Annotated in this window: 19 protein-coding genes and 1 tRNA gene; 9 read left to right on the top strand and 11 right to left on the bottom strand. The window is 72.7% G+C overall.

Annotated elements, in window-relative coordinates:
* Window positions 1–133: 133 nt before the first annotated feature.
* Window positions 134–1,051: a site-specific integrase gene (locus FB474_RS08200; RefSeq protein WP_141788204.1), complete on the top strand. Its 918-nt coding sequence runs from the start codon at window positions 134–136 to the stop codon at window positions 1,049–1,051.
* Window positions 1,052–1,352: 301 nt separating this feature from the next.
* Here FB474_RS08200 and FB474_RS08195 read toward each other — a convergent pair whose 3' ends face one another.
* Window positions 1,353–2,021, bottom strand: a complete 669-nt coding sequence (locus FB474_RS08195; RefSeq protein WP_141788203.1) for an HAD family hydrolase — start codon at window positions 2,019–2,021, stop codon at window positions 1,353–1,355.
* Entirely contained in the window at window positions 2,018–5,569 is a 3,552-nt protein-coding gene (metH, locus tag FB474_RS08190) for a methionine synthase (protein WP_246092089.1), read from the bottom strand. The genes FB474_RS08195 and metH overlap by 4 nt, the downstream gene beginning before the upstream one ends.
* A 150-nt stretch (window positions 5,570–5,719) precedes the next feature.
* On the opposite strand from metH, the gene FB474_RS08185 reads away from it, so the two are divergent.
* Window positions 5,720–6,574 (top strand): PAC2 family protein, encoded by an 855-nt coding sequence (locus tag FB474_RS08185; protein ID WP_141788201.1) that lies wholly within the window; start codon window positions 5,720–5,722, stop codon window positions 6,572–6,574.
* A 172-nt stretch (window positions 6,575–6,746) separates the two neighbouring features.
* Window positions 6,747–9,794: a M4 family metallopeptidase gene (locus tag FB474_RS08180; protein WP_141788200.1), complete on the top strand. Its 3,048-nt coding sequence runs from the start codon at window positions 6,747–6,749 to the stop codon at window positions 9,792–9,794.
* Between the two features lie 64 nt (window positions 9,795–9,858).
* On the opposite strand, the gene mshC is transcribed toward FB474_RS08180, so the two are convergent.
* From mshC to FB474_RS08160, 4 genes are read right to left on the bottom strand one after another with little or no spacing between them, the layout of a single operon-like run.
* Complete coding sequence (gene mshC, locus FB474_RS08175) at window positions 9,859–11,118, bottom strand: cysteine--1-D-myo-inosityl 2-amino-2-deoxy-alpha-D-glucopyranoside ligase (RefSeq protein WP_141788199.1); 1,260 nt, start codon at window positions 11,116–11,118, stop codon at window positions 9,859–9,861.
* 23 nt (window positions 11,119–11,141) lie between these two features.
* The gene (locus FB474_RS08170) at window positions 11,142–11,942 is read right to left on the bottom strand and encodes an SCO1664 family protein (RefSeq protein WP_342778105.1); all 801 of its coding nucleotides are present in this window, start codon (window positions 11,940–11,942) and stop codon (window positions 11,142–11,144) included.
* A gap of 44 nt (window positions 11,943–11,986) precedes the next feature.
* Complete coding sequence (locus FB474_RS08165) at window positions 11,987–12,541, bottom strand: DUF3090 domain-containing protein (protein WP_141788197.1); 555 nt, start codon at window positions 12,539–12,541, stop codon at window positions 11,987–11,989.
* 9 nt (window positions 12,542–12,550) lie between these two features.
* Entirely contained in the window at window positions 12,551–13,288 is a 738-nt protein-coding gene (locus FB474_RS08160; RefSeq protein ID WP_141788196.1) for an MSMEG_4193 family putative phosphomutase, read from the bottom strand.
* Window positions 13,289–13,346: 58 nt separating this feature from the next.
* Here FB474_RS08160 and corA point away from each other — a divergent pair, with 58 nt between their 5' ends.
* Entirely contained in the window at window positions 13,347–14,321 is a 975-nt protein-coding gene (gene corA, locus FB474_RS08155; protein WP_141788195.1) for a magnesium/cobalt transporter CorA, read from the top strand.
* A 70-nt stretch (window positions 14,322–14,391) separates the two neighbouring features.
* Here the strand turns inward: corA and FB474_RS08150 are convergent, their stop codons facing one another.
* Together FB474_RS08150 and FB474_RS08145 are read right to left on the bottom strand one after the other, a co-directional pair.
* Window positions 14,392–15,246: an undecaprenyl-diphosphate phosphatase gene (locus FB474_RS08150; RefSeq protein ID WP_141788194.1), complete on the bottom strand. Its 855-nt coding sequence runs from the start codon at window positions 15,244–15,246 to the stop codon at window positions 14,392–14,394.
* Window positions 15,247–15,273: 27 nt separating this feature from the next.
* Window positions 15,274–16,338: an LLM class F420-dependent oxidoreductase gene (locus FB474_RS08145; protein ID WP_141788193.1), complete on the bottom strand. Its 1,065-nt coding sequence runs from the start codon at window positions 16,336–16,338 to the stop codon at window positions 15,274–15,276.
* Between the two features lie 63 nt (window positions 16,339–16,401).
* Here FB474_RS08145 and FB474_RS08140 point away from each other — a divergent pair, with 63 nt between their 5' ends.
* Window positions 16,402–17,340 (top strand): aldo/keto reductase, encoded by a 939-nt coding sequence (locus FB474_RS08140; RefSeq protein WP_141788192.1) that lies wholly within the window; start codon window positions 16,402–16,404, stop codon window positions 17,338–17,340.
* 10 nt (window positions 17,341–17,350) lie between these two features.
* On the opposite strand, the gene FB474_RS08135 is transcribed toward FB474_RS08140, so the two are convergent.
* A complete protein-coding gene (locus tag FB474_RS08135) occupies window positions 17,351–17,677 on the bottom strand; it encodes a primosomal protein (protein WP_141788191.1) in 327 nt (108 codons plus the stop codon).
* Between the two features lie 29 nt (window positions 17,678–17,706).
* On the opposite strand from FB474_RS08135, the gene FB474_RS08130 reads away from it, so the two are divergent.
* The gene (locus FB474_RS08130; protein ID WP_141788190.1) at window positions 17,707–17,901 is read left to right on the top strand and encodes a DUF5703 family protein; all 195 of its coding nucleotides are present in this window, start codon (window positions 17,707–17,709) and stop codon (window positions 17,899–17,901) included.
* 107 nt (window positions 17,902–18,008) lie between these two features.
* Here FB474_RS08130 and FB474_RS20740 read toward each other — a convergent pair whose 3' ends face one another.
* Together FB474_RS20740 and FB474_RS08120 are read right to left on the bottom strand one after the other, a co-directional pair.
* Window positions 18,009–19,046, bottom strand: coding sequence for a hypothetical protein (locus tag FB474_RS20740; protein ID WP_185746096.1), 1,038 nt, complete (start codon window positions 19,044–19,046; stop codon window positions 18,009–18,011).
* Window positions 19,047–19,177: 131 nt separating this feature from the next.
* Window positions 19,178–20,521, bottom strand: a complete 1,344-nt coding sequence (locus tag FB474_RS08120) for a M20/M25/M40 family metallo-hydrolase (RefSeq protein WP_141788189.1) — start codon at window positions 20,519–20,521, stop codon at window positions 19,178–19,180.
* Window positions 20,522–20,629: 108 nt separating this feature from the next.
* Here FB474_RS08120 and FB474_RS08115 point away from each other — a divergent pair.
* The 3 genes from FB474_RS08115 to FB474_RS08105 all read left to right on the top strand — a co-directional run bounded on the left by FB474_RS08115 (window position 20,630) and on the right by FB474_RS08105 (window position 23,491).
* Window positions 20,630–20,717: transfer RNA gene (locus tag FB474_RS08115), tRNA-Leu, on the top strand.
* A 185-nt stretch (window positions 20,718–20,902) separates the two neighbouring features.
* Window positions 20,903–21,505, top strand: coding sequence for a DUF4232 domain-containing protein (locus FB474_RS08110; RefSeq protein ID WP_141788188.1), 603 nt, complete (start codon window positions 20,903–20,905; stop codon window positions 21,503–21,505).
* Window positions 21,506–21,571: 66 nt separating this feature from the next.
* Window positions 21,572–23,491, top strand: coding sequence for an amylo-alpha-1,6-glucosidase (locus FB474_RS08105; protein ID WP_141788187.1), 1,920 nt, complete (start codon window positions 21,572–21,574; stop codon window positions 23,489–23,491).
* The last annotated feature ends 2 nt before the right edge of the window (window positions 23,492–23,493 follow it).

The raw sequence follows: 23,493 nt of genomic DNA, 5'->3' as shown, positions 1-23,493 counted from the left end.
GAGGGTCCGACGGACCGTGCACGTCCACCCGCCGCGCGGCGCCCCCGTCGTCCGGGCTGCTGTTGGTGGCCCCGGTTTGTTCCCCCGGCGAGTTGCGCTCGCCGGGGGCCCGTTATCTGGATATCGTTTGACCATGCCATCCGCCGTCGACCGCCTGGTTGCCCGCCTCGATGCTGCTGCCGAGCACATCTCCACCCGGCCCGCCACGAGCGCAGCCCGGTCCCGCCAGGTCCGGTGGGTGGTCGGTGAGCTGCGCCGCGCCCTCGAGCACGAGGACTTCGGGGACCTCCCCCCTGACATCCGGTCCCTGTTCTCCGCACCGGCCCTGCAGGGCTACCTGACGCTGGCCCGCGAGGGTGCCCTGCGGGTGGCGCCCTACCGGCGGACCACGCCCTCCCCCGCCTCGGAGCGCGTGCGCCTCGACTGCCTGGCCCTGCTGGCGGCGGAGCTGGGCGTCGCCCTGCCGGACCTGGCCCGGCCTGTGCCGCCGGACCTCAAGGACACCGTCCCGGAGCGGCAGCAGCAGCGGGTGTGGGCGCACCTGGACGCCGTGTCGAGGGACCCGCGCACGACGCCCGGCCGGGTCCGCCTGCTGGCGATGGTGGGCCTGGTCCTGGACACCGGTGCCCGCGCCGGTGAGCTCTGCGCGATGCGCGTGGACGACCTGGCCCCGGACCTGTCCTCGGTGCGGTTCCACCGGCGGCCCCAGGCCCTGCGGGTCAACGAGCCGGCACTGGACCAGGTGGCCCTGACCCCCGGGACCCGCGTGGCCCTGCGGCGCTGGCTGGAGGAGCGCGACCTGATCGTCGGCCGTCTCGAGGGCACCATGACGGCGCTGTGGGTGTCGGTCCGCGGCAACCACGTCGAGACCTCCACCGGTCGTTCGGTGCCCCGGCCGGCCGGGATGCCGCTGCAGAGCCGCGGGCTGCGCCGGGCCTACGAGCGGGCCGTCGACGAGCTCAACGTGGACTTCGCCGGCACGCCCGACTGGCAGCCCCTGCCGTCGCGGCTGGAGCAGCTGCGACGCGGCATACCCGTCTCCACCGAGTGAGCGGGCCCTTCCCTCCTGAGCGCCTGTGCCTGGCGCCCCTCCCCTTCCCTGGGCGGGCGCGGCGGGCCTCTTGCGTGGGGCCCGTTATCTGAGAGTCCGCGAACACGCGACCCCGGTTCTGGTCATCGAGCCCCGCGTGCGGATCAGGGGTTGCCGGGGCACATCCCGGGCGTGCGGCCACAGGACGGGTCGCCAGCCTGTCTCACCCGTGCCAGCAGCCGGTCCCGGCGCGATGGCCACCCCTGCTGCCCCCGGGCGGACGGACGAGCCGGTATGCCGGTCCGCTCCCCCGGCACGCGCCTCAGAGGAAGAGGCGGTTGAGGTCCGGCGGGGTCAGGCCCCGCAGGGACGGCAGCTGCACCGCTCCGCGGTGGATCGGCACCGGCACGACGTGCGGCACCGCGATGGTGCGCACCCCGGCAGCCACGGCCGAGGCCACCCCGGTCGGTGAGTCCTCGATCGCGATGCTGTCGGCAAGGTCGACACCGAGCGCCCGCGCCGCGGCGCGGTAGGGCTCGGGATGGGGCTTGCCGTGCGCCACCTCGTCGCCGGTGATCACCGCCGAGAACGTCCCCGCCGGCACCGACGCGACGAACACGTCGGCCAGGGAACGCCACGACATCGTCACGAGTGCACACGGCACGCCGTGCTCGACCAGCCCGTGCAGCAGCTCGTGCGCCCCCGGGCGCCAGGGAACGTGCTCCTTGACGCGGTGCACGACGCCAGCGAGCAGCTCCTCGATGATCTCCAACGGCGACAACGAGATCGGCGAGTGCGCACGGATGTACTCCGCGGACACCATGAGGTCGTTGCCGACGAGCTGGTGAGCGTGCTCGTCGGTCCACACCCCGCCGTGGGCCTCGACGAGCGCGTGCTCCTCGGCGATCCAGTAGGGCTCGGTGTCGACGAGGGTGCCGTCCATGTCCCACAGGACGGCGGCGGGCAGGGGCGAAGCGGCGGAGTGGCTCATGTCGCGTTGAAGTACTTGGCTTCCGGGTGGTGGACGACGAGCGCGTCGGTGGACTGCTCGGGGTGCAGCTGAAGCTCCTCGGACAGGCTCACGCCGATCCGCGAGGGGTCGAGCAGCTCCACGAGCGTGGCCCGGTCCTCGAGGTCCGGGCAGGCCGGGTAGCCGAAGGAGTAGCGGGACCCACGGTAGGCCTGGCGCAGGATCCCGACGAGGTCCGGGTCGTCCTCGGTGCCGAAGCCGAGCTCCTCACGCACCCGCGCGTGCCACATCTCCGCCAGCGCCTCGGTCAGCTGCACCGACAGGCCGTGCAGCTCGAGGTAGTCGCGGTAGGCGTTGCGCGAGAACAGCTCTGCGGTCGCCTCCGCCACCCTGGCGCCCATGGTGACCAGGTGGAAGGCGATGACGTCGGGCTGCCCGTCGGCCTCCCACGCCTCCTTGCTGCGGAAGAAGTCGGCCAGGCACAGCCGCCGGTCGCGGCGCTGGCGCGGGAAGCGGAACCGCGCGCGCTCCTGGCCCTCGAGCTCGCCCTCGTGGTGCAGGACGACGAGCTCGTTGCCCTCGCTGTAGCAGGGGAAGTAGCCGTAGACCACGGCCGCCTCGAGCAGGTTGTCGGTCTTGACGCGGTCCAGCCACATGCGCAGCCGCGGCCGGCCCTCGGTCTCGACCAGCTCGTCATACGACTGCCCGCCCTCGCCGCGCGAGCCCTTCAGGCCCCACTGGCCCAGGAACGTCGCCCGCTCGTCCAGGTATGCCGCGTAGTCGGCCAGCGCGATCCCCTTGACGACCCGGGTGCCCCAGAAGGGCGGCGTGGGGATGCTGTTGTCGGTCGCCACGTCCGAGCGCGTCGTGTCGGCCAGGGCCGCGTCGTCGCTCTCCGGTGTCGCCACCTGGCGGACCCGGCGCTTGCGCAGCTCCGGCAGCGTGTCCTCGACGGACAGCTCCGGGTTGGTCTTGGCCGCCGCCACGGCGTCCATCAGGCGCAGCCCCTCGAAGGCGTCGCGGGCGTAGCGGACCTGGCCCTCGTAGACCTCGGCGAGGTCGTTCTCGACGTAGGCCCGGGTCAGGGCCGCCCCGCCGAGCAGCACCGGCCAGCGCGCCGCCAGGCCGCGGGAGTTGAGCTCCTCGAGGTTCTCCTTCATGACCACGGTGGACTTCACCAGCAGGCCGCTCATGCCGATCGCGTCGGCGTCGTGCTCCTCGGCGGCCCGGATGATCTCCGAGACCGGCTGCTTGATGCCGATGTTGACCACGTCGAAGCCGTTGTTGCTCAGGATGATGTCGACGAGGTTCTTGCCGATGTCGTGGACGTCGCCCTTGACCGTGGCCAGCACGATGCGGGCCTTGGCCTCCCGGCCTCCGTCGGCGGAGCCCTCGATGTGCGGCTCCAGCCAGGCCACGGCGGCCTTCATCACCTCGGCGGACTGCAGCACGAACGGCAGCTGCATCTCGCCCTTGCCGAACAGCTCACCGACCGTGCGCATGCCGGCGAGCAGGTTGTCGTTGATGACGTCGAGGGCGGTCAGCCCCTTGTCGAGGGCGGCCTGCAGGTCGGTCTCCAGGCCCTGCCGCTCGCCGTCGACGATCCGCTGCTCCAGGCGCTTCTCCAGCGGCAGCGCGGCCAGCGCGTCGGCCCGGGAGGCCTTGAGGGAGGCCGAGTCCACGCCCTCGAACAGCTCCAGCAGCCGCGCCAGCGGGTCGTAGAGCAGCTCGCTCTGGCCGGGCTCGCCCGCCCAGCGACGCCGGTCGTGGACCAGGTCGAGGGCGACCTCGCGCTGGTCCTCCAGGATGCGCGCCACCGGGATGATCTTGGCGGCGTGCACGATCGCCGAGTCCAGGCCGGCCTTGACGCACTCGTGCAGGAAGACCGAGTTGAGCACCACCCGCGCGGCGGGCTTCAGGCCGAAGGAGACGTTGGAGACGCCGAGGGTCGTCTGCACGTCGGGATAGCGCCGCTTGATCTCGCGGATGGCCTCGATCGTCTCGACCGCGTCGCGGCGGGTTTCCTCCTGGCCGGTGGCGATCGGGAAGGTGAGGGTGTCGACGATGATGTCGCTGACCTGCATCCCCCACTCCCCCGTGAGCGCCTCGATCAGCCGGGTGGCCACCGCGACCTTGTGCTCGCGGGTGCGGGCCTGCCCGTCCTCGTCGATGGTCAGGGCGACCACGGCGGCGCCGTGCTCGCGCACCACCGGCATGATCCGGCGGAACCGGGAGTCCTCGCCGTCGCCGTCCTCGTAGTTCACCGAGTTGACGACCGCGCGCCCGCCGAGCAGCTCGAGGCCGGCCTCGACGACAGCCGGCTCGGTGGAGTCGAGCACCAGCGGCAGCGTCGAGGACGTCGCCAGCCGGCTGACCACCGAGCGCATGTCGTCGACGCCGTCGCGACCGACGTAGTCGACGCAGACGTCGAGGAGGTGCGCGCCGTCGCGGGTCTGCTCCCGGGCGATCTCGACGCACTCGTCCCAGCGCTGGTCGAGCATGGCCTCGCGGAAAGCCTTGGAACCATTGGCGTTCGTGCGCTCACCGATGGACAGGAACGACGCGTCCTGGCGGAACGGCACCGCCTGGTAGAGCGAGGCCACGCCCGGCTCCGGGCGCGGTCGACGCGGCGCGACCGCCTGCCCACCGACGGCCTTGACGACCTGCTCGAGGTGCGCCGGCGTGGTGCCGCAGCAGCCGCCCACCAGGGCCAGACCGAACTCCGCGGTGAACTGCTCGTGCGCCGCCGCCAGCTCCTGGGGCGTGAGCGGGTAGGCCGCGCCCTCCTTGGTCAGCATCGGCAGGCCCGCGTTGGGCATGCAGGTGACGGGGATGCGGGCGTGCTTGGCCAGGTGGCGCAGGTGCTCGCTCATCTCGGCCGGGCCGGTGGCGCAGTTGAGGCCGATCGCGTCGATCCCCAACGGCTCGAGGGCGGTCAGCGCCGCGCCGATCTCGGAGCCCATGAGCATCGTGCCGGTCGTCTCGACGGTGACCTGCACGATGACCGGCAGGTCCTCGCCGGCGGCCCTGAGCGCCCGCTTGGCGCCGATGACCGCGGCCTTGGCCTGCAGCAGGTCCTGGCTGGTCTCGATGAGGATGACGTCAGCGCCGCCGTCGACGAGCCCGCGCGCCTGCTCGGCATACGCATCGCGCAGCGTCGCGAAGGGGACGTGCCCCAGGGAGGGCAGCTTGGTGCCCGGCCCCACCGAGCCGATGGCGAAGCGCGGGTGCTCCGGCGTCGACCACGCGGCGACGGCCTCGGCAGCGATCCGCGCACCGGCCTCGGCCAGCTCGTAGATGCGGTCCTGGATGTCGTACTCGCCGAGGTTGCCCAGGTTGGCCCCGAAGGTGTTGGTCTCGACCGCGTCGACACCGACCTCGAGGTAGGCGTCGTGCACGCTGCGCACGATGTCGGGGCGGGTGACGTTGAGGACCTCGTTGCACCCCTCGTGGCCCTCGAAGTCCTCGAGGCTCGGGTCGGCGGCCTGGAGCATCGTGCCCATGGCGCCGTCGGCGACGAGGACGCGCTCGGAGAGGGCCTTGCGGAAGAGGTCGGAGCGGCTGCTCAATGTGGTGGACCTTCGCACTCGGGGAACCGGCCCAGAGTCTATCGGCGGGCCGCATGCCCGCCGGTGGGGCATTCCGTAGTCTGGTCAGACCACACACTGCGTGTGGCGCACGCCACGACCAGGTGCAGGCGCACCGACAGGAGGCCACCGGTGATCGAGCTCGAGGACGTCCCGGAGCTGCGCGACCCGGTCATGATCGCCGCGTTCGAGGGCTGGAACGACGCCGGGGAGGCCGCGACGGCCGCCGTCGAGCACCTCGCCGAGGTCTGGAACGCCGAGCCGATCGCCGCGATCGACCCCGAGGACTACTACGACTTCCAGGTCAACCGGCCCCGCGTGGTCCTCGAGGACGGCCAGCGCCGGATCAGCTGGCCGACCACCCGCATCCTCCTGGCGACGTCGACCTCGATGGACCGCGACGTGATCCTCGTCCAGGGCATCGAGCCCTCGACGCGCTGGCGCAGCTTCACCATCGAGCTCCTCGAGTTCGCCCAGCAGATGGGCGTCGGCACGTTCATCACCGTCGGCGCGCTGCTGGCCGACGTGCCGCACACCCGCCCGATCCCGATCACGGTGACCTCCGACCACGAGGACGTCATCCACCGCTTCGACCTCGAGCCGAGCAAGTACGAAGGCCCAACCGGCATCGTGGGCGTCCTCGCCGACGCCGCGACCCAGGCCGGGCTGCCGTCACTGTCCGTGTGGGCCGCCGTGCCGCACTACGCCGGCGGCACCCCCTCCCCCAAGGCCACGCTCGGCCTGGTCTCCCGGATCGAGGAGCTGCTCGACACCACGCTCCCCCACGGTGACCTGTCCGACCAGGCGCGGGCCTGGGAGCACGGGGTCGACGAGCTCGCCGAGTCCGACGACGAGGTCGCGGAGTACGTCCAGTCCCTCGAGCAGGCCCAGGACACCGCCGAGCTGCCCGAGGCCTCCGGAGAAGCCATCGCCCGCGAGTTCGAGCGCTACCTGCGCCGGCGGGGGGACGAGCCCCCGGCCGGCTGAGCCCTGCCGCGAGCGGCGGCTCGCCCTGGTTGCCTGCCCTTGCCCGTTGCCCCTGGCGCCGCAGCTGTGCGTCGGGACGCGCCGGACCCTGTCAAACGTGCGAATTCACCCCCTGTGGCACGCACCATCTGCCACCATCGTCCCAACCGCACCAAACAGGGGGAAGTGCCACGTGGCCCGGCGCCGTCCAACCCGCTCCACCACCGTTGTCACCGTCGTCGCCGCAGCCTTGGCGCTGCTGCCCGGAGCCGGCCTCGCCGCTGCCAGCCCGGCGGCCCGGGCAGGCAGCGGGGACAACCGCTCCGCCCTCGTGCGCGAGCTCCTCTCGCGCACCCGCGGACAGGCCCGTATCGCGCACGACCAGGGCAGCGGTCGGGTCACCTTCGTCGGCGCCGGGAAGGCGCGCGTGGTCACGCGCCCCTCCGACGTGCCGGCGACGGGCTCCGCGGACGCGGCGGCCCGCGCATACCTGCGCCACCTCGCCCCGCTGACCGGTGTCGGCGAGCCGGCGGTCCGCTCCCCCGAGGTCCTCGACCAGCCCTGGGGCAGCACGGTGCACTACCAGCAGACGTCCGGTGGGGTGCCGGTCCTGGGCGGCGAGGTCACCGTCTCGCTGGACCGCAGCCACCAGCTGTCCGCCTACTCGGCGACCACCTCGGACACGACCGTGGACACCACGCCGCGAGTCAGCGCGACCGTGGCGGCCCGGGTGGCAGCCCGAGTCCCCGTGCGCGCCTACCGGGTCCCGGCTTCGGCCGTGCGCGCGAGCCGTCCCGAGCTGGCCGTCTACGACTCGAGGCTGCTCGGGACGCCCGGTCAGCGCACGCAGGCGCTGGTCTGGCGCACCGAGGTCACGGCCGCCGGGCGCCCGGACGTCCGTGAGCTGGTGCTGGTCGACGCCGTCCGCGGCGCCGTGGTCCTGCACTTCAGCGAGGTCGACCGCGCGGACAGCACGTTCTCCGGCCAGGTGTGCGACTTCGCCAACACGCGCACGACCCTCGACACCTGTCCGCAGTCGGGGGCTCCCGTGGTCGCACCCACGGACCCGGGGATCTCCATGGATGCGAAGGACGCCTACGCGTTCGCCCAGGACACCTGGGACTTCTACTCCAGGGTGCTGGGTCGCACGAGCGTCGATGACCACGCACTGCCCATGACAGCCAGCGTGCGCTACTGCTCCGGCGCTGCCACGGACGACTGCCCCTGGGGCAATGCCTACTGGAACAGCACCCAGGCGGTGTTCGGAGATGGCTTCGCCCAGTCCGAAGACGTCGTGGCCCACGAGCTGAGCCATGGCCTCACGCAGTACACCTCCGGACTCCTCTACTACTTCCAGTCCGGCGCCATCAACGAGTCCATGTCCGACGTGATGGGCGAGCTCGTCCAGCAGACGTCCGAGAACGCGCTCGAGGGTGCGAGCAGCAACTGGCAGCTCGGTGAGGACATGCCTGGCGGAGCGATCCGGAGCATGAAGGACCCCACCGAGTACCAGATGCCGGACACCATGACCAGCACGTTGTGGGAGCCGGGGACGGACGCGCACGGCCTCTTCGACGCCGGGGGTGTCCACGAGAACAGCAGCGTCGGCAACAAGGCGGCCTACCTCATCACGGAGGGCACCCACCTCGAGACGAAGGTCCCCAACACCTTCAACGGCGCGTCCTTCACCGGCATGACCGACAACGAGGGACGTGACCTGACCCAGCCGGACGCTGTCCGTTCCGAGGTGCTGGAGAAGGTCGCGAACCTCTACTACACGGTCGAGCGGATGATGACGCCATCTGCCAACTACGCCGACCTGTATAACCTGCTGCCGCAGGCCTGCAACGCGCTGGTGGCAGTCGGACCGATCCCCCGACCGCAGGGCACGTACACCTTCCGCAGCGCCGACTGCATCGCAGTCCAGCACGCTGTCGACGCCACGGAGATGGACAAGACGCCCACCAAGCCGGGAGCCGGCGCACGGCCCATGGCGCCGATGTGCACCAACGGCGGCACCCCGACCGTGTCGTGGTCCGACGGCTTCGAGGACCCGACTGCCTCCTCCGCCCAGTGGCAGGTGGCCTCGACCTCGGCCACGCAGCACTCGGGCACCTGGTTCGTCAATGCCCCCGACGCGAACACCCCTGACGGCGCTGCCTTCCCGCACACCGGCCACCACAACATGTGGGGTGACGACCCACCGGGTGACGGGGTCACCCCGGCCACGCTCAGTGTGGCGATGCGGACCTCGACCGCCATCGTGCCCGGGGTCGGCACCTACCTGTGGTTCGCCCACGCCTACGGCTTCGACGAGTTCGACGGGACCGACGACAACGGCAACCCCGTGGGCCACCTCTACGGTGACGGTGGGCGCGTCGAGTACACCACCACCGCAGACGACACCCACTGGCAGGACGCCGGGCCGTTGATCGACGTCAACGGCTACACCGGCACCGTCGACGGCAGCGACAGCCCCCTGGCGGGCCAGGACGCGTTCGTCGGCACGAGCAAGGGCTACACCGCGAGCCGGCTGGACCTGAGCAGCCTGGCCGGCAGGTCGGTCCGGGTCCGCTTCGTGATCGGTGCCTCGAGCCTGTCCTGGGGCAGCTACGGCTGGTACGTCGACGACGTCAAGGTCTACACGTGCAACCCGACCACGCTGTCCCTGACGAAGCCGATCACGATCTCCTACGCGCACAGCGGGACGCTGTCCGGGGCGCTCACCGTGGCCGGGACGTCGAGCTGGATCAACGGGCAGGCCATCTGGCTGTACCAGAAGCCTCACGGCTCAGCCGTCTGGGGAAACGCCATCCGGGTCACGACGACGGCCGGCCAGGGCAGCTATGCGTTCGCGGGGCTCAGCCCCTACGGCAACGAGGACTACCTCGTGAAGTTCGACGACAGCGCCCCCTGGGCGCACAGCTGGGCCAGCACCACGATCTACGTGGCTCCGACGGTGTCGGCCAGGGCCAGCTCCACGTCGTTCCGGCTCGGCGGCACGGTGACCCTGTCCGGCACGGTGACCCCGAACCACTACCGGCAGTACGTCTACCTCCAGCGCTACCTCGGCAGCGGTCGGTGGACCACGGTGAACCACGCAACGTTGACGTCCGCGAGCACCTACACGGTGACCTGGAAACCCAGGGCCCGCGCGGCGTACGTCCTGCGCGTGGTCAAGAACGCCGACTCCGACCACGCCGGTGCGACCAGCTCCACCGTGACCATCCACGTCCGCTGACCCGGCACGACGAAGGCCCCGCAGTCACCGCGGGGCCTTCGTCGTCAGGAGGGTGCGACCCGCGTCAGACGCGGATGCCGAGCAGGGCGTCAAGGGCGCGTGCCACGAGGCCGGGCGCGGCCGGGTCCTCGCTCCCGCGGGTCAGCGACTCCCGGGCCCAGCGGTCGACCGCCGCCACCGCACCGGGGCCGTCGAGGTCGTCGGCGAGGCACTCGCGGATGCGCTCGATGGTCGCCGTCGCGTCGGGGCCGGCGTTGACGGACAACGCCTCCCGCCACGTGGCCAGCCGCTCCTGCGCCTCGGCGAGCACCGCGTCGGACCACTCCCACCCGGTGCGATAGTGGTGCGCGACGAGGGCGAGACGGATGGCCATCGGGTCGACGCCCTCGGCCCGCAGTGCGGAGACGAACACCAGGTTGCCCCGCGACTTGCTCATCTTCTCGCCGTGCAGCCCGACCATCGCCTGGTGCACGTACGCGCGCGCGAACGGCTCGGTGCCGGTGAGCCCGCTGGCCTGCACGGCCGACATCTCGTGGTGCGGGAAGACCAGGTCGGTGCCGCCACCCTGCACGTCGAAGCTCATGCCGAGGTGCTCGAGGGCGATCGTGGTGCACTCGATGTGCCAGCCCGGGCGGCCGTCACCGAGGTCGCCGCCCTCCCAGGACGGCTCACCCGCGCGGGCGGCCCGCCACAGCAGCGGGTCGAGGGCGTCGCGCTTGCCCGCCCGGTCGGGGTCGCCACCCCGGTCGGCGAAGACGGCCATCATCTGCTCGCGGTCCCAGGACGACACCTGGCCGAAGCCGGGCTGGGTGGACAGGTCGAAGTAGACGTCGCTCGCCCCCGGCTCACCCTCGCCGTCGGGCACCGGCACGCGGTATGCCGTGCCGTCGACGAGCAGCTTGCTCACCGACTCCACCACGGCGGGGATGCTCTCCACCGCACCGACGAAGTGGTCCGGGGGGATGACCTCCAGGGCGGTGAGGTCCTCGCGGAACAGCGCGGTCTCCTGCTCGGCCAGCTCGCGCCAGTCGACCCCGTCACGCTCGGCGCGCTCGAGCAGCGGCTCGTCGATGTCGGTGACGTTCTGGACGTAGACGACCTGGTGCCCCGCGTCGCGCAGCGCACGGCCGAGCAGGTCGAAGGTGACGTAGGTCGCCGCGTGGCCGATGTGGGTCGCGTCGTAGGGCGTGATGCCGCAGACGTACATCCGCGCCACGGGCCCAGGGGTCAGGGGGCGCACCACGCCCGCGGCGGTGTCGAACACGCGCACGGGCAGGCCCGTGCCGGGGATCGCGGGCAGGGAGGGCATCGGCCAGGAGATCACCCGCGAAGCCTAACCGGCGGCACTCACAGCGGTGGCCACGGGACGGCCGGCCAACCGCCACCGGGGCGGGGGAAGCGGCCACGCCCGAGGAGCCGGCTCACCCGCGCCCGCAGCGCCTCGACCTCCTCGGCGGTGAGCAGCGGCGCCAGGGCGGTGCGCACCGCGGAGGACTCGTCGGCCAGCTCGGCCGACAGGCGCCCCAGCCGCTCCAGGTCGCGCTCCGGCAGGGGCTGGCCCATCCACCCCCACAGCACGGTGCGGAGCTTGGGCTCGACGTTGAAGCTGACGCCGTGGTCGAAGCCCCAGAGGCTCCCGGCCTCCAGCCGCAGGTGCGAGCCCTTGCGGTCGGCGTTGTTGATCACGGCGTCCAGGACGGCAGTGCTGGCCAGGTCCGGGCGGTCGGCGTGCACCACGACCACGGGCTCACCCCGGTGCGACTCGCCCTCGAACACCGGCAGCCACCCCGGGCGCACCCGCGACCTCGGGACGACGTCGATGAGGACCTCCTGCGCCGAGAGGTCCACGTCCTCCTCCGCCGGGCCGATCCACAGCTGCACCGAGCCCGGCCCCAGCGGCCCCTCGCGCAGCACGGTGGGCGGGACGACGCCCCAGCCGCCGGCCTCGGAGACCACCCAGGCGGCCGTCTCCCGGCCGGCGAGCGTCCCCTCGGGGAAGTCCCACAGCGGCCGCTCGCCCCGGACGGGCTTGTACATCGCGTGCGCGGTCCGACCCGCGTGCTCGACGGTCGTCAGCAGCGCGAGGTTGGAGGCGTCGACGAGCCGGCCCTGCACCTCGATCTCGCCGAGGGTGAGCAGCTCGAGCACCGCGGACACCTCGTCCGCGGTGCTCGGTGGCGTCAGCTCAGCGCTCAGCGCTTGTAGCCGTTCGCGCGAGGGCAGATGTGGCCGGTCAGGTCGAGCGGGCCACCGCAGAACGGGCACGGCGGGCGGCCGGCCGCGACCAGGGAGGCGCAGCGACGGGCGAACGCCCGGGCGGCGGCCGGCGCGATCGCGACCCGCAGCATGGTCGGCTCCTCGCCCTCCGGGCCGGGAGGCGCGACGATGTCCCCCTCCTCGTCGACCTCGACCGGCTCGTCGTTGTCGTGGCACTCGAGGATGACGACCTCGCGCCCGGCGTCCCAGGCCAGGCTCATGCTGCCGACGCGGAACTCGTCCTCGATCGGGGTGTCCAGCGGGGCGTTGTCCTCGACCTCGGCCGCGACGGCCTCGGTGGCCGATCCCCCGGCGAAGTCGTCGAGCAGGTCGTTGATGCGGTCGGCGAGCAGGCTCACCTGCTGCTTCTCCAGCGAGACGCTGACGAGGCGACGCCCCGAGCTGGCCTGGAGGAAGAAGGTGCGCTGCCCGGGCGGGCCCACGGTGCCCGCGACGAAGCGGTCGGGCGGGTCGAAGTCGATCACCGGCATGGCTCGAGCCTAGTCCGCGCCGCCCGCGCCACCGCCGACGGCGGCGTCTCCCGTCGTGTCGGGCCGGTCCTCGTCGTCGGCACTCTCCGGTCGCGGGGGCGGGACGATCGAGCGCAGGTCGGCGCCGGCGTCATTGACCCGCAGGACGAACGGCCGGCGCGCGGTGTAGCGCACCACCGACAGCGAGGCCGGGTCCACGACGATCCGCTGGAAGTGGTCGAGGTGCGTGCCCGCGGCGTCGGCCAGGACCGACTTGATCACGTCACCGTGGGACACCAACAGCCACAACGCATCCGGGCCGTGCGCCTGCTCCACGGCGGCGTCCACGGCACGCACGGCCTCCACCGCGCGGTGCTGCATCTGGGCGATGGACTCCCCCGGGAACTCCTCGCCATCGGGGAAGCGCGCCGCGCTGGGCTGGTCCTGGACCACCCGCCACAGCGGCTCCTGGGCCAGGTCCTGCAGCCGGCCCCCGGTCCACGCCCCGTAACGGCACTCGCCCAGGGCGTCCTCGACGTCCAGGGCCACCCCGTCCATGACCTCGAGCAGCTCCTTGGCGGTCTCCTGGCAGCGCTGCAACGGGCTGCTGACCAGGCGCACGACCGGCACCTCGCGCAGCCGCAGGGCGAGGTCACGGGCCTGCTGCCTCCCGACGTCGTCCAGCCCCACCCCGGGCGTCCAGCCGGCCAGGGTCCCGCTCGCATTCGCAGTGGTGCGCCCGTGGCGGACGAGGAGGCAGATCGGCACGCACGCCACTGTATGCCGGGTGTTCGCCTCGGTGCGCAAAGCGTGGTGACATTACCTCGTGATCGTGGACCAGGCCGTCTACCGGGACGGCAAACGCATGCACTGTGGAGACCTCAGCGACGAGCTGGAGCTGCTGCGACGGCGCGGCGAGGGCTTCATCTGGATCGGCCTGAAGGACCCCACCGACGCCGAGTTCGCCCTCGTCAACGACGAGCTGCAGCTGCACCCCCTCGCGGTCGAGGACGCCGTCAAGGGCAACCAGCGCCCCAAGCTCGAGGTCTACGACGGGTCGCTGTTCATCGTGCTGAAGACCCTGCGCTACGTCGAGGCCACCTCCGACATCGAGACCGGCGAGGTCATGCTCTTCGTGGGCGACCAGTTCGTGGTCACCGTCCGTCGCGGCGAGGCCAACCCGCTGGCCGGGGTCCGGTCCGGGCTTGAGCACTCCCCCGAGCACCTCGAGCACGGACCGCTGGCGGTGGCCTACTCGGTGATCGACTCGATCGTCGACAACTACACGGTCATCGACACCGAGCTCGAGGAGGACCTCGACCGGATCGAGCGCCAGGTGTTCTCCGGCTCCCGCGAGGTGCACGCCCCGAGCATCTACAACCTCAAGCGCGAGGTGCTGGAGTTCAAGCGCGCCAGCGTGCCGCTGGCCGAGCCGCTGCGTCGTCTCGCCGAGGACGAGGAGCTGCCCGGGATGAAGGACGAGGCCCGGCCCTTCTTCCGCGACATCTCCGACCACCTGCTGCGGGTCAACGACCACGCGGAGTCCTACGACCGGCTGCTCACCGACGTGCTCAACGCCCACCTGGCCCAGATCTCGGTCCAGCAGAACGACGACATGCGGCGCATCTCGGCCTGGGTCGCCATGGCCGCGGTCCCCACGATGATCGCCGGCATCTACGGGATGAACTTCGACAACATGCCCGAGCTGCACTACCACTACGGCTATTTCATCGTGCTCGGCGTCATGGCCGTGGCCTGCCTCGGCCTGTACCGCGCGTTCCGCCGGTCCGGCTGGCTCTGAGCCGGCCGGCCCTGGGCACCGACATGACGAGGGCCGCCCCGCAAGGCGGCCCTCGTCATGTCCCGCCGGCTCAAGTGGCGCTGAGCAGCCCCGCCGCCAGGATCACGATCAGCGCGGCGCCGAGGAAGATGCGGTACCAGACGAACGTCGTGATGCGGTGGCCCGAGACGTAGCGCAGCAGCCACGCGATCGAGGCGTAGGCCACGACGAACGAGACGACGATCCCGACGAGGAGCTGTCCGATGCCGACCACCTTGGGGTCGACGTCCTTGAGCTCGAACAGGCCGGCCGCGGTCAGCGCCGGGATGGCCATGAAGAAGGACAGCCGGGTGGCCGTGACGCGGTCGATGCCGCGCAGCAGGCCCGCCGAGATCGTCGCACCGGAGCGGGAGACGCCCGGGATGAGGGCGAAGCACTGCACGATGCCGATGATGACGCCGTCGCGCATCGTGATCGACCCCTCGCCGCGGTGGTAGCCCTGGCGCGCGAGCTCCTTGTTGCGCACCTCGGCCACGAACATGACACCGCTCCACAGGATCAGGGCCACGGCGACGACCCACAGGCTGCGCAGCGCACCGGTGATGAGGTCCTTCGCGAAGAAGCCCACGACGCCCACCGGCAGCGAGCCGACGATGACGGCCCAGGCCAGCCGGTAGTCGTGGTCGTCGCGCATGCGCGGGTTGCGCAGCCCGCCGAACCACGCGCCGAGCAGCCGGGCGATGTCCTTGGCGAAGTAGAGGAACGTCGCCAGGATCGCACCCATCTGGATGATCGCCGTGTAGGCCGTGACGGCCTTGTCGTCCACGTTGAGGCCGAGCATCTTCTCGGCGATGGTCAGGTGCCCGGTCGAGGACACCGGGAGGAACTCGGTGAGCCCCTCCACGATGCCGAGGACGAGTGAGTCGAGGTAGGTCAGGTGCTCCACGGGGCCACTTTCGCGTCGGTCGGTGGTCTACTCGGCGAGGCCGGTCTCGCCGATGAGCTCGGCCATGGTTCGCACCACGTGCACCCGCTCCTGGAGGGAGCCGGCGAACGGCGAGATCGTCAGGGTCGACACGCCGGCCTCGGCGTAGCGTACGAGGCGATCCCTGACCCGGTCACGCGGGCCGATCAACGCGGTCCGGTCGATCAGCTCGAGCGGCACCGCCGCCGCGGCGTCCCGGTGCTGCCGCGCGAGGTACAGGTCCTGCACATTCGCGGCCGCCTCCTCGTAGCCCATCCGCACGGCGAGCTGGTTGTAGAAGTTCTTCTCCCGCGAGCCCATGCCGCCGATGTACAGCGCCGTGTAGTGCCGCAGCGGCTCCGCGGCCGCCTCGAGGTCGTCGCCGAGCACCACCGGCACGGTGGGCACGATGTCGTAGCCGGCCAACGGGTCGGCCTCGGTGCCCTTGCCCGCCTTCGCCGCGCCGGCGCGCAGCGGCTCGAGCAGCTCCTTGGCGTTCTCCGGGCTGAAGAAGATGGCCAGCCAGCCGTCGGCGATCTCGCCGGCCAGCTCGAGGTTCTTCGGCCCGACCGCCGCCAGGTAGACCGGGATCTGCTCACGGACCGGGTGCACGGTCAGCTTCAGGGCCTTGCCGGGGCCGTCCGGCAGCGGCAGCGTGTAGTGCTTGCCGTCGTAGCGCACCGTCTCGCGCCGCAGGGCCATCCGCACGATGTCGACGTACTCGCGGGTGCGACCCAGCGGGGCCTCGAAGCGCACGCCGTGCCACCCCTCGCTCACCTGGGGGCCGGACACACCCAGGCCGAGCCGGAACCGGCCACCGGAGAGGGTGTCCAGCGTCGCGGCCGTCATCGCGGTCATCGCCGGCGTGCGCGCCGGGATCTGCATCACCGCGGCGCCGAGGTCGATCCGCTCGGTCTGTGCTCCCACCCACGCCAGCACCGTGGGCGTGTCCGAGCCGTAGGCCTCGGCCACCCAGGCCACCGAGTAGCCCAGCCGGTCCGCCTCCTTGGCGAGTGCGATGTTGTCCGCGTCGTTGCCGGCGCCCCAGTAGCCAAGGTTCAGACCGAGTTTCATGGCCGGGAGGCTATCGGCGGGGCTCCACCGTGGGGAGGGGGCGGCGTCGATACAGTCCGAGACATGCACCACAGGAGGATGGGCCGGTCGGGGTTGTCGGTGTCGCGCCTGGCGCTCGGCACGATGACGTGGGGCCGCGAGACGGCCCCGGACGAGGCCCGCGACCAGCTGGCGGCGTTCCTCGACGCCGGCGGAGACCTCGTCGACACCGCCCACGGGTATGCCGATGGGCTCAGTGAGCAGGCCCTGGGCAGCTTCCTGGGCGACCTGGTCGAGCGCGAGGACCTCGCGATCTGCACCAAGGCGGGCATCTCCCGGCGCTCGGGCGACCGGGTCGTGGACACCTCCCGCCGGGCCCTGATGAACCAGCTGGACACCTCACTGGAGCGGCTCGGCACCCACTACGTCGACCTGTGGCTGGTCCACACCTGGAGCCCGGACACCCCGCTCGAGGAGACGCTGTCGGCACTGGAGTGGGCCGTCACCAGCGGTCGCGCCCGCTACGTGGGCGTCTCCAACTACTCCGGGTGGCAGAGCGCCCACGCGGCCACGCTGATGTCTGCGCGCTCGATCCCGTTGGTGGCCAACGAGGTCGAGTACTCCCTGCTGAGCCGCAGGGTCGAGGACGAGGTGGCTCCGGCCGCCGAGGCGCTCGGTCTCGGCCTCATGCCGTGGTCCCCGCTGGCCCGGGGCGTGCTGACCGGCAAGTACCGCCACGGCATACCGGCGGACTCGCGCGCGGCCTCACGCGACTACCCCGGATTCACCAGCCGGTTCCTGGGCGAACGCACCGCACAGGTGGTCGACGCCTTGGTCATCGCGGCGCGCGGGCTGGAGGTGTCCCCGGCCGAGGTGGCCCTGGCGTGGGTGCGGGACCGGCCCGGCGTCGTGGCACCGGTCGTCGGGGCACGCACGCTGCAGCAGCTGCGCACGGCGCTGGCCAGCGAGTCGCTGTCGCTGCCGCCGGAGCTCGTCCAGGCGCTCGACGACGTGTCCTGCTGAGCCCGCCGGCTCAGCGCGCCGGCGTCTCCTCGTAGTCGGAGTCGTCCAGGCCGAGGTAGACCCCGCCGTCGCCGTCCTCGTCGTCGTGGTCGTCGAGCTCGTCGTCGTCCTCGTCGAGGTCCTCGTCATCGAAGGGCCCGCTGTAGATCTCCAGCGGGGTCACCTCGCCGTAGGCGTCGAGGAGGGCGTCGTCGTAGTCGTCGAAGGCGTCCGCCAGGTCCTGGTAGGCCGCGACCACCGTCGGGTCATTCTCACCCCGCCGCGAGGCGGAGGCCTCCAGATGGCGCTCGAGGGCAGCCACGAACGTGGCAAGGGCGGCGCGCGGATCGGCGGTCATGCCTTGAAGGTAGCGGGTTCTGGGCCAGAATGGGCAGGGTGGTCGAGTACGAGTGGCGCGTCCTGAGCTTCCCCCGCGACATGTCCCGCGGGGACGTCCGTCGTGTCATCACCGAGCACGCCGAGTACGGCCACTGGGAGCTGTCCCGGATGCGCCTCTACTTCGGCGGCGCGCGGCGGGCGTGGCTGCGCCGTCGCATCATCCGGGCCCAGCGCACCGCCTAGACGCCACGGCGGGCCGGGAGCCGACCCCTCCGAGTCTCGCCCTGACACAGCGCACCGGGTGGCCCCTCCCCCACGGAGGGCCACCCGGTGGCGTCATCCGGTACGGCTCAGACCAGTCGCACCGCAGCCGTGCCGGCTCGGCGCGCCCGGGCGACCAGCGTCGCGCCCGAGGCCAGCAGTGCCGAGGCCAGCACCAGGAAGAGCGAGACCTGAGCTCCGGTGAAGGGCAGGCTGCCCCCGAGTGAGGGGACGTCGCTGGCGGCCGAGCTCGAGCCGCCGGTGCCCGTGCCGGCGCTGCCGGACGCGCCGCCGGAGCCACCGCTGTCACCGCCTGTCCCACCGGTGCCACCGCCGGACCCGCCACCGCCGTTGCCGTCGGTGGGGCAGGGCACGACCAGCTGGTCGAGCGGCAGGCCCGCCTTGGTCAGCGAGGTGACCAAGTCCTGGTCGAGCACCACCACGGTACTCTCGACGGGGACCACCGAGGTGGTCAGCCGGGCGCAGGCGCCCACGAGGCTGCCGGCAGTGGCGCCTGCGGTGGCCAGCGTGTCGGTGCCGGTCCCGGGCGTGCCGTTGCCGGTGCCTGCGCCCGTGCCGGCCGGGCAGGCGTTCACGACACCGGGCAGCGTCTGCTGCACCGGGGTGCCCACGTCGGCGCCGAGGGCGGTCAGGTCGACGTTGGCCAGGCCCGTGCCGGTGCCGGTGGCCTGGACGCAGGCCGTGGCCAGCGGGTCGGCGTCGACGGTCACCGCCGCGAGCCTGGCCGCTGCGCCGCTGGTGTTGAGCAGCGACAGCGGCGTGCCCGCGGTCGCCTGGCCCACCTGGTCGAGCGCGCCCTTGACCCCGGTGCTGGCCTGCGTGAGCCCGTCCACGAGCGGGGCGGGCGCCGGGGCCGCGCTCACCGGCGGCAGCGGCGAGGCCGGCGGCTGGGGTGCCTGCTTCAGGACGGGCAGGTTGAGGTCGACCCTGGCCGGCAGCAGCGACGTCGACGAGGACGGGGCAGGTGCCGGTAGCGACGGTGTCGATGGCAGAGGCAGCGGCAGCCCGTCCGCCCGGGCACCTCCCGCCAGGGCGAGTGCTGCCCCACCCGCCAGGACCACTGCCGCGGCGCCGCGGAGCACGGTGTTGTTCAGACGACGACTCATCGTGTCCATCCCCCTTTTCCTGCGTTGGCCGCGCTCTGCGCGCGGACGTCCGGTGCTGGGGACAACGACGCGTGGGTACGTCACGTGACGTACCCCACAGGGTGATGCGGGCCGTCACCCGCAGTGACGACTCAGCAGTCAGCCAGCAGCCGTTGCAGGACACGCGTCCCGAAGCGCAGCGAGTCCAGGGGCACGCGCTCGTCGATGCCGTGGAACATCGGGGCGAAGTCGAGGTCGGCCGGCAGCCGCAGCGGCGCGAACCCGTATCCGGTGATGCCCAGACGGCTCAGGGCCTTGTTGTCCGTCCCGCCCGAGAGGCAGTACGGCAGGATCGCCGCGCCCGGGTCCTCGGCGAGCAGCGCCTGCTTCATCCGGTCGACCAACGCCCCCTCGAACGGCGCGTCCAGGGCGATGTCCCGGTGCACGACCTCCACCTCGACGTGCTCACCGGCGAGCTCGCGGATGACCGACATCAGGTCATCCTCGTGGCCGGGCAGGAAGCGGCAGTCCAGCGAGGCCGTGGCGCTCTGCGGGATGACGTTGTGCTTGTAGCCCCCGTCGAGCATGGTGAAGTTCGCCGTGTCCTGCAGCGTGCCCTGGACGAAGCCCCGGGCCCCGCCGAGGTGGACGAGCAGCTCCTCGGGCGACCGGTCGTCATACGGCGTGCCGGTGAGCTCGCTGAGGCCGTCGAGCAGGGCGCGGACCGACGCGATGTACTCCCGCGGCCAGACGTGCGCGTCGATGCGGGCGATCGCCTCCGCCAGCCGCACCACGGCGTTCTCGCCGTTGGGCACCGAGCCGTGGCCGGCCCGGCCGTGGGCGCGCAGCCGCAGCCAGGCGATGCCCTTCTCCGCGGTCTGCAGCAGGTAGGCGCGGGTCGGCTCGCCGGTGCCCTTCGCCGGGAAGGTGACGCTGTAGCCGCCGACCTCGCTGATCGCCTCGGAGACCCCCTCGAAGACCTCCGGGTGGTGGTCGACGACCCAGTGGCTGCCCTTGACCCCGCCGGCCTCCTCGTCGGCGAAGAAGGCGAACACCAGGTCCCGCGGGGGCTTCGTGCCGGTCCGGGCGAGGTGACGCAGGTTGGCCAGCACCATCGCGTCCATGTCCTTCATGTCGACCGCGCCGCGACCCCACACGCAGCCGTCGCGCACCTCGGCCGAGAAGGGGTCCACCTGCCAGTCCGCGGCGTTGGCCGGGACCACGTCGAGGTGGCCGTGGACCGCCAGGCCGGGACGGCTCGGGTCCTCCCCCGCCACGCGCACGAGGACGCTCGCCCGGCCCGGCTCGCTCTCGACGTACAGGGGGTCCAGACCCACCTCGGTGAGCTGGCCCATGACGTACTCGGCGGCCTTGCGCTCCCCCGGCCCGCTGCCGTCGCCGTAGTTGGTCGAGTCGATGCGGATGAGGTCCTGGCAGATCCGCACGACCTCGTCCTCGGGGGCGACGGACGTAGCGCGAGCATCGTTGGAGGTCATGGGCTCCACCCTATTCGGGGGCCGGGTGGCGGGTTCGGAGATGCCCCTCGGTGCGTGCTATCGTTCCGACCCGTTGGAACGCCGCAGGGCGCACCGACACTCACCCTCGTCCGGGTGGCGGAATGGCAGACGCGCTAGCTTGAGGTGCTAGTGCCCTTTATCGGGCGTGGGGGTTCAAGTCCCCCTCCGGACACCACACCAGAAGGCCCCGGTCGCACTGCGGCCGGGGCCTTCCGCGTCCCGACCCGCCGGGCCGCCAACCGCGAAGGGTTCCGGGACGTCTCAAGGGTGAGCAGCCCTGCGCCTCCCGGCGCTGACCGCGGCTGCGACGCACGAGCCACCCGGTCGCCATCGGCCCGGGGGCGAAAGGAGCCGGCCGCCATGCGCAGACCACCGTTGGCCCTCAGCGGAGCCGCCGCCCTGCTCGCCCTGGCGGGCTGCGGCACGACCACGACGCCCCAGGCCGCCCCGCCGTCACCGAGCAGCACGACCGCCGCTCAGCCCTCGTCCTCCCCCACTTCCACGATGGGGGGCTCCCCCACCAGCGCACCGGGCACCGCGACCCCGACGGGCGTGGGCGCCTGCACCACGGCACAGCTGCGGCTGGTCGCCGGCCACGTCGAGGGCACCGCCGGCAGCTTCTACGCCACGTTCTTCCTGCGCAACGGCGGCGCCCACCCGTGCTCGCTGCGGGGCTACCCCGGGTTCGCCCTGCTGTCGGCGGACGGCGCGGTCATCCAGCACCCGGCGACCCGCACCGGCCAGGCGTACCGCGCCGTGCTCGTGCGACCGGGCCAGGCGGGCGCCTTCGTCGTGCGGACGGTCGACGCGACCATCCCCGGCACCGGCTGCGACCCGGCCTGGAAGACGGCCACCGTGCAGGTCTACCCACCCGGACAGCGCAGCCCGCTGCGCCAGCCCAGCCACCTGCAGGCGTGCAACCTGACCGTGGGACCGGTCACCGCCAGCGGGCCCGCCGGCTGAGGCGCACCCCGCATCTCACCCCCTCCGGGTGAGGCCGGGCGGGGTACGGCCGGTGATGCTCGGGGGATGACCGGCCCGGTGCCCGCCCCGATCGCGTTCGGCCCACAGGTCTGTGCCGACCTCGGGCAGGGCGCCGAACGCGAGTGGCTGCTCGCCGACGGCCACGGCGGGTACGCCATGGGCACCGCCAGCGGCCTGCGCACCAGGCGGTACCACGGGCTGCTCACGGTGGCCACGGCGCTGCCGGCGCGGATGCTCGCCCTCGCCTCGCTCGACCCGGTGCTCCTCCTGCCTGCCGGACCGGTCCGGCTCGCGGTGCACGAGTGGCGCGGCGGGGCCATCTCGCCCGCCGGCCACGTCCTGCTGGAGTCCTTCGACCTCGACGACGGCGTGCCGCGGTGGCGCTGGCGGGTCGGTGAGACCGTGCTCGAGCGCGAGGTGGCGATGCGCCACGGGGCGGCCTCGGTCGCCGTCGTGCACCGGCTGCTGGCCGGGCCGCCGGTCCGTCTCGCCGTGGAGCCGCTGTGCACCTGGCGCGACAGCCACGGGGAACGTTTCGGCGACGGCTCGCTGGACCTGGTGCAGGTCGCCGACGGGTTCGAGCTCCCGGGGGCGTACCGGGTCCGGGGACCGGGCTTCGAGCCGGACGGCCGCTGGTTCCGCGGTGTGCACGCCAGGGCCGAGGCCGCGCGGGGGCTCGGGCCCGACGAGGACCTGTGGTGCGCCGGCCGCTTCGCCGCCGACCTGGCGCCGGGGCAGGCCCTGCAGGTGGACGCGTGGGCCACTGGCACCGGCACGCCCTCCGCACCCCCGACCCCGGAGCGGGTCGTCCTGGGCGCCCGGGAGCGGTCACGCCGGCTTGTGGCGAGCGCCGCGGTGCGGGACGGCGTGGGCGCCCGGCTCGTCCTGGCCGCCGACGCGTTCGTCGTGGACGCCTCCGGCCACCCCGACGTCGTCGCCGGCTACCCGTGGTTCGGCGCGTGGTCACGGGACACGATGACCTCCTACGAGGGGCTGTTCCTGGGGACCGGGTGGGCCACGCAGGGCGAGGCGCTGTTGCGCCACTACGCCGGCACGGTCTCGGAGGGCATGCTTGCCAACACCGCGGACACCGGGACGCTGGAGTACAACACCGCCGACGCGACGCTGTGGTTCGTCCATGCCCTCGGGCGCCACCACGAGGTCACCGGCGACGCGGACCTGGCAGCGGCGCTGCTGCCGGTGGTCGATGCCGTGGTGGCGGCGCACCGGGACGGGACGCGCTACGGCATCGGGGTCGACGCCGCGGACGGGTTGCTGCGCCAGGGCGAGGACGGCTACGCCTTGACGTGGATGGACGCCCGGGTGGACGGGCGACCGGTGACCCAGCGGGCCGGCAAGGCGGTGGAGCTCAACGCCCTGTGGGTGCGCGCCCTGGCCGTGGCCGGGCGCCTGCGTCGCCTGGCGCGGCGCCCCTCCGACGACGTCGATGCGCTGGCGCGGCAGGCCTGCTCATCGTTCGCGCGCCGGTTCCCGCGCGAGGGTGGCGCCCTGTTCGACGTGGTCGACGGGCCCGCCGGGGACGACGCGTCGCTGCGCCCCAACATGCTGCTCGCGCTCTCCCTGCCCGACGCCCCGCTGCGCGACCCCGCGGTGGTGCGTGCCGCGGCGCCGCTGATCACGCCGCTCGGCCTGCGCAGCCTGGCCCGGGGCGCACCGGACTACCGGGGGCGCCACCGTGGCGGTCCCGCCGAACGGGACAGCGCCTACCACCAGGGCACCGTCTGGCCGTGGCTGCTCGGACCGTACGTCGAGGCGGCCCGGCGCACCGGGGCCCCGGTCGGCGACCCGCTCGGCGGGCTGGTGCGCCACCTCGCTGAGTGGGGGCTCGGCTCGGTCTCGGAGACCGGCGACGGCGACGCCCCGCACGGCGGCACCGGCTGCCCCTTCCAGGCGTGGTCGGTGGCCGAGGCCCTCCGCGCCTGGCGGATGACCCCCGAGGCGTGACG

This window comes from Oryzihumus leptocrescens (assembly GCF_006716205.1).
Lineage (GTDB): Bacteria > Actinomycetota > Actinomycetes > Actinomycetales > Dermatophilaceae > Oryzihumus > Oryzihumus leptocrescens.
This window is presented reverse-complemented; position numbering and strand designations above follow the sequence as displayed.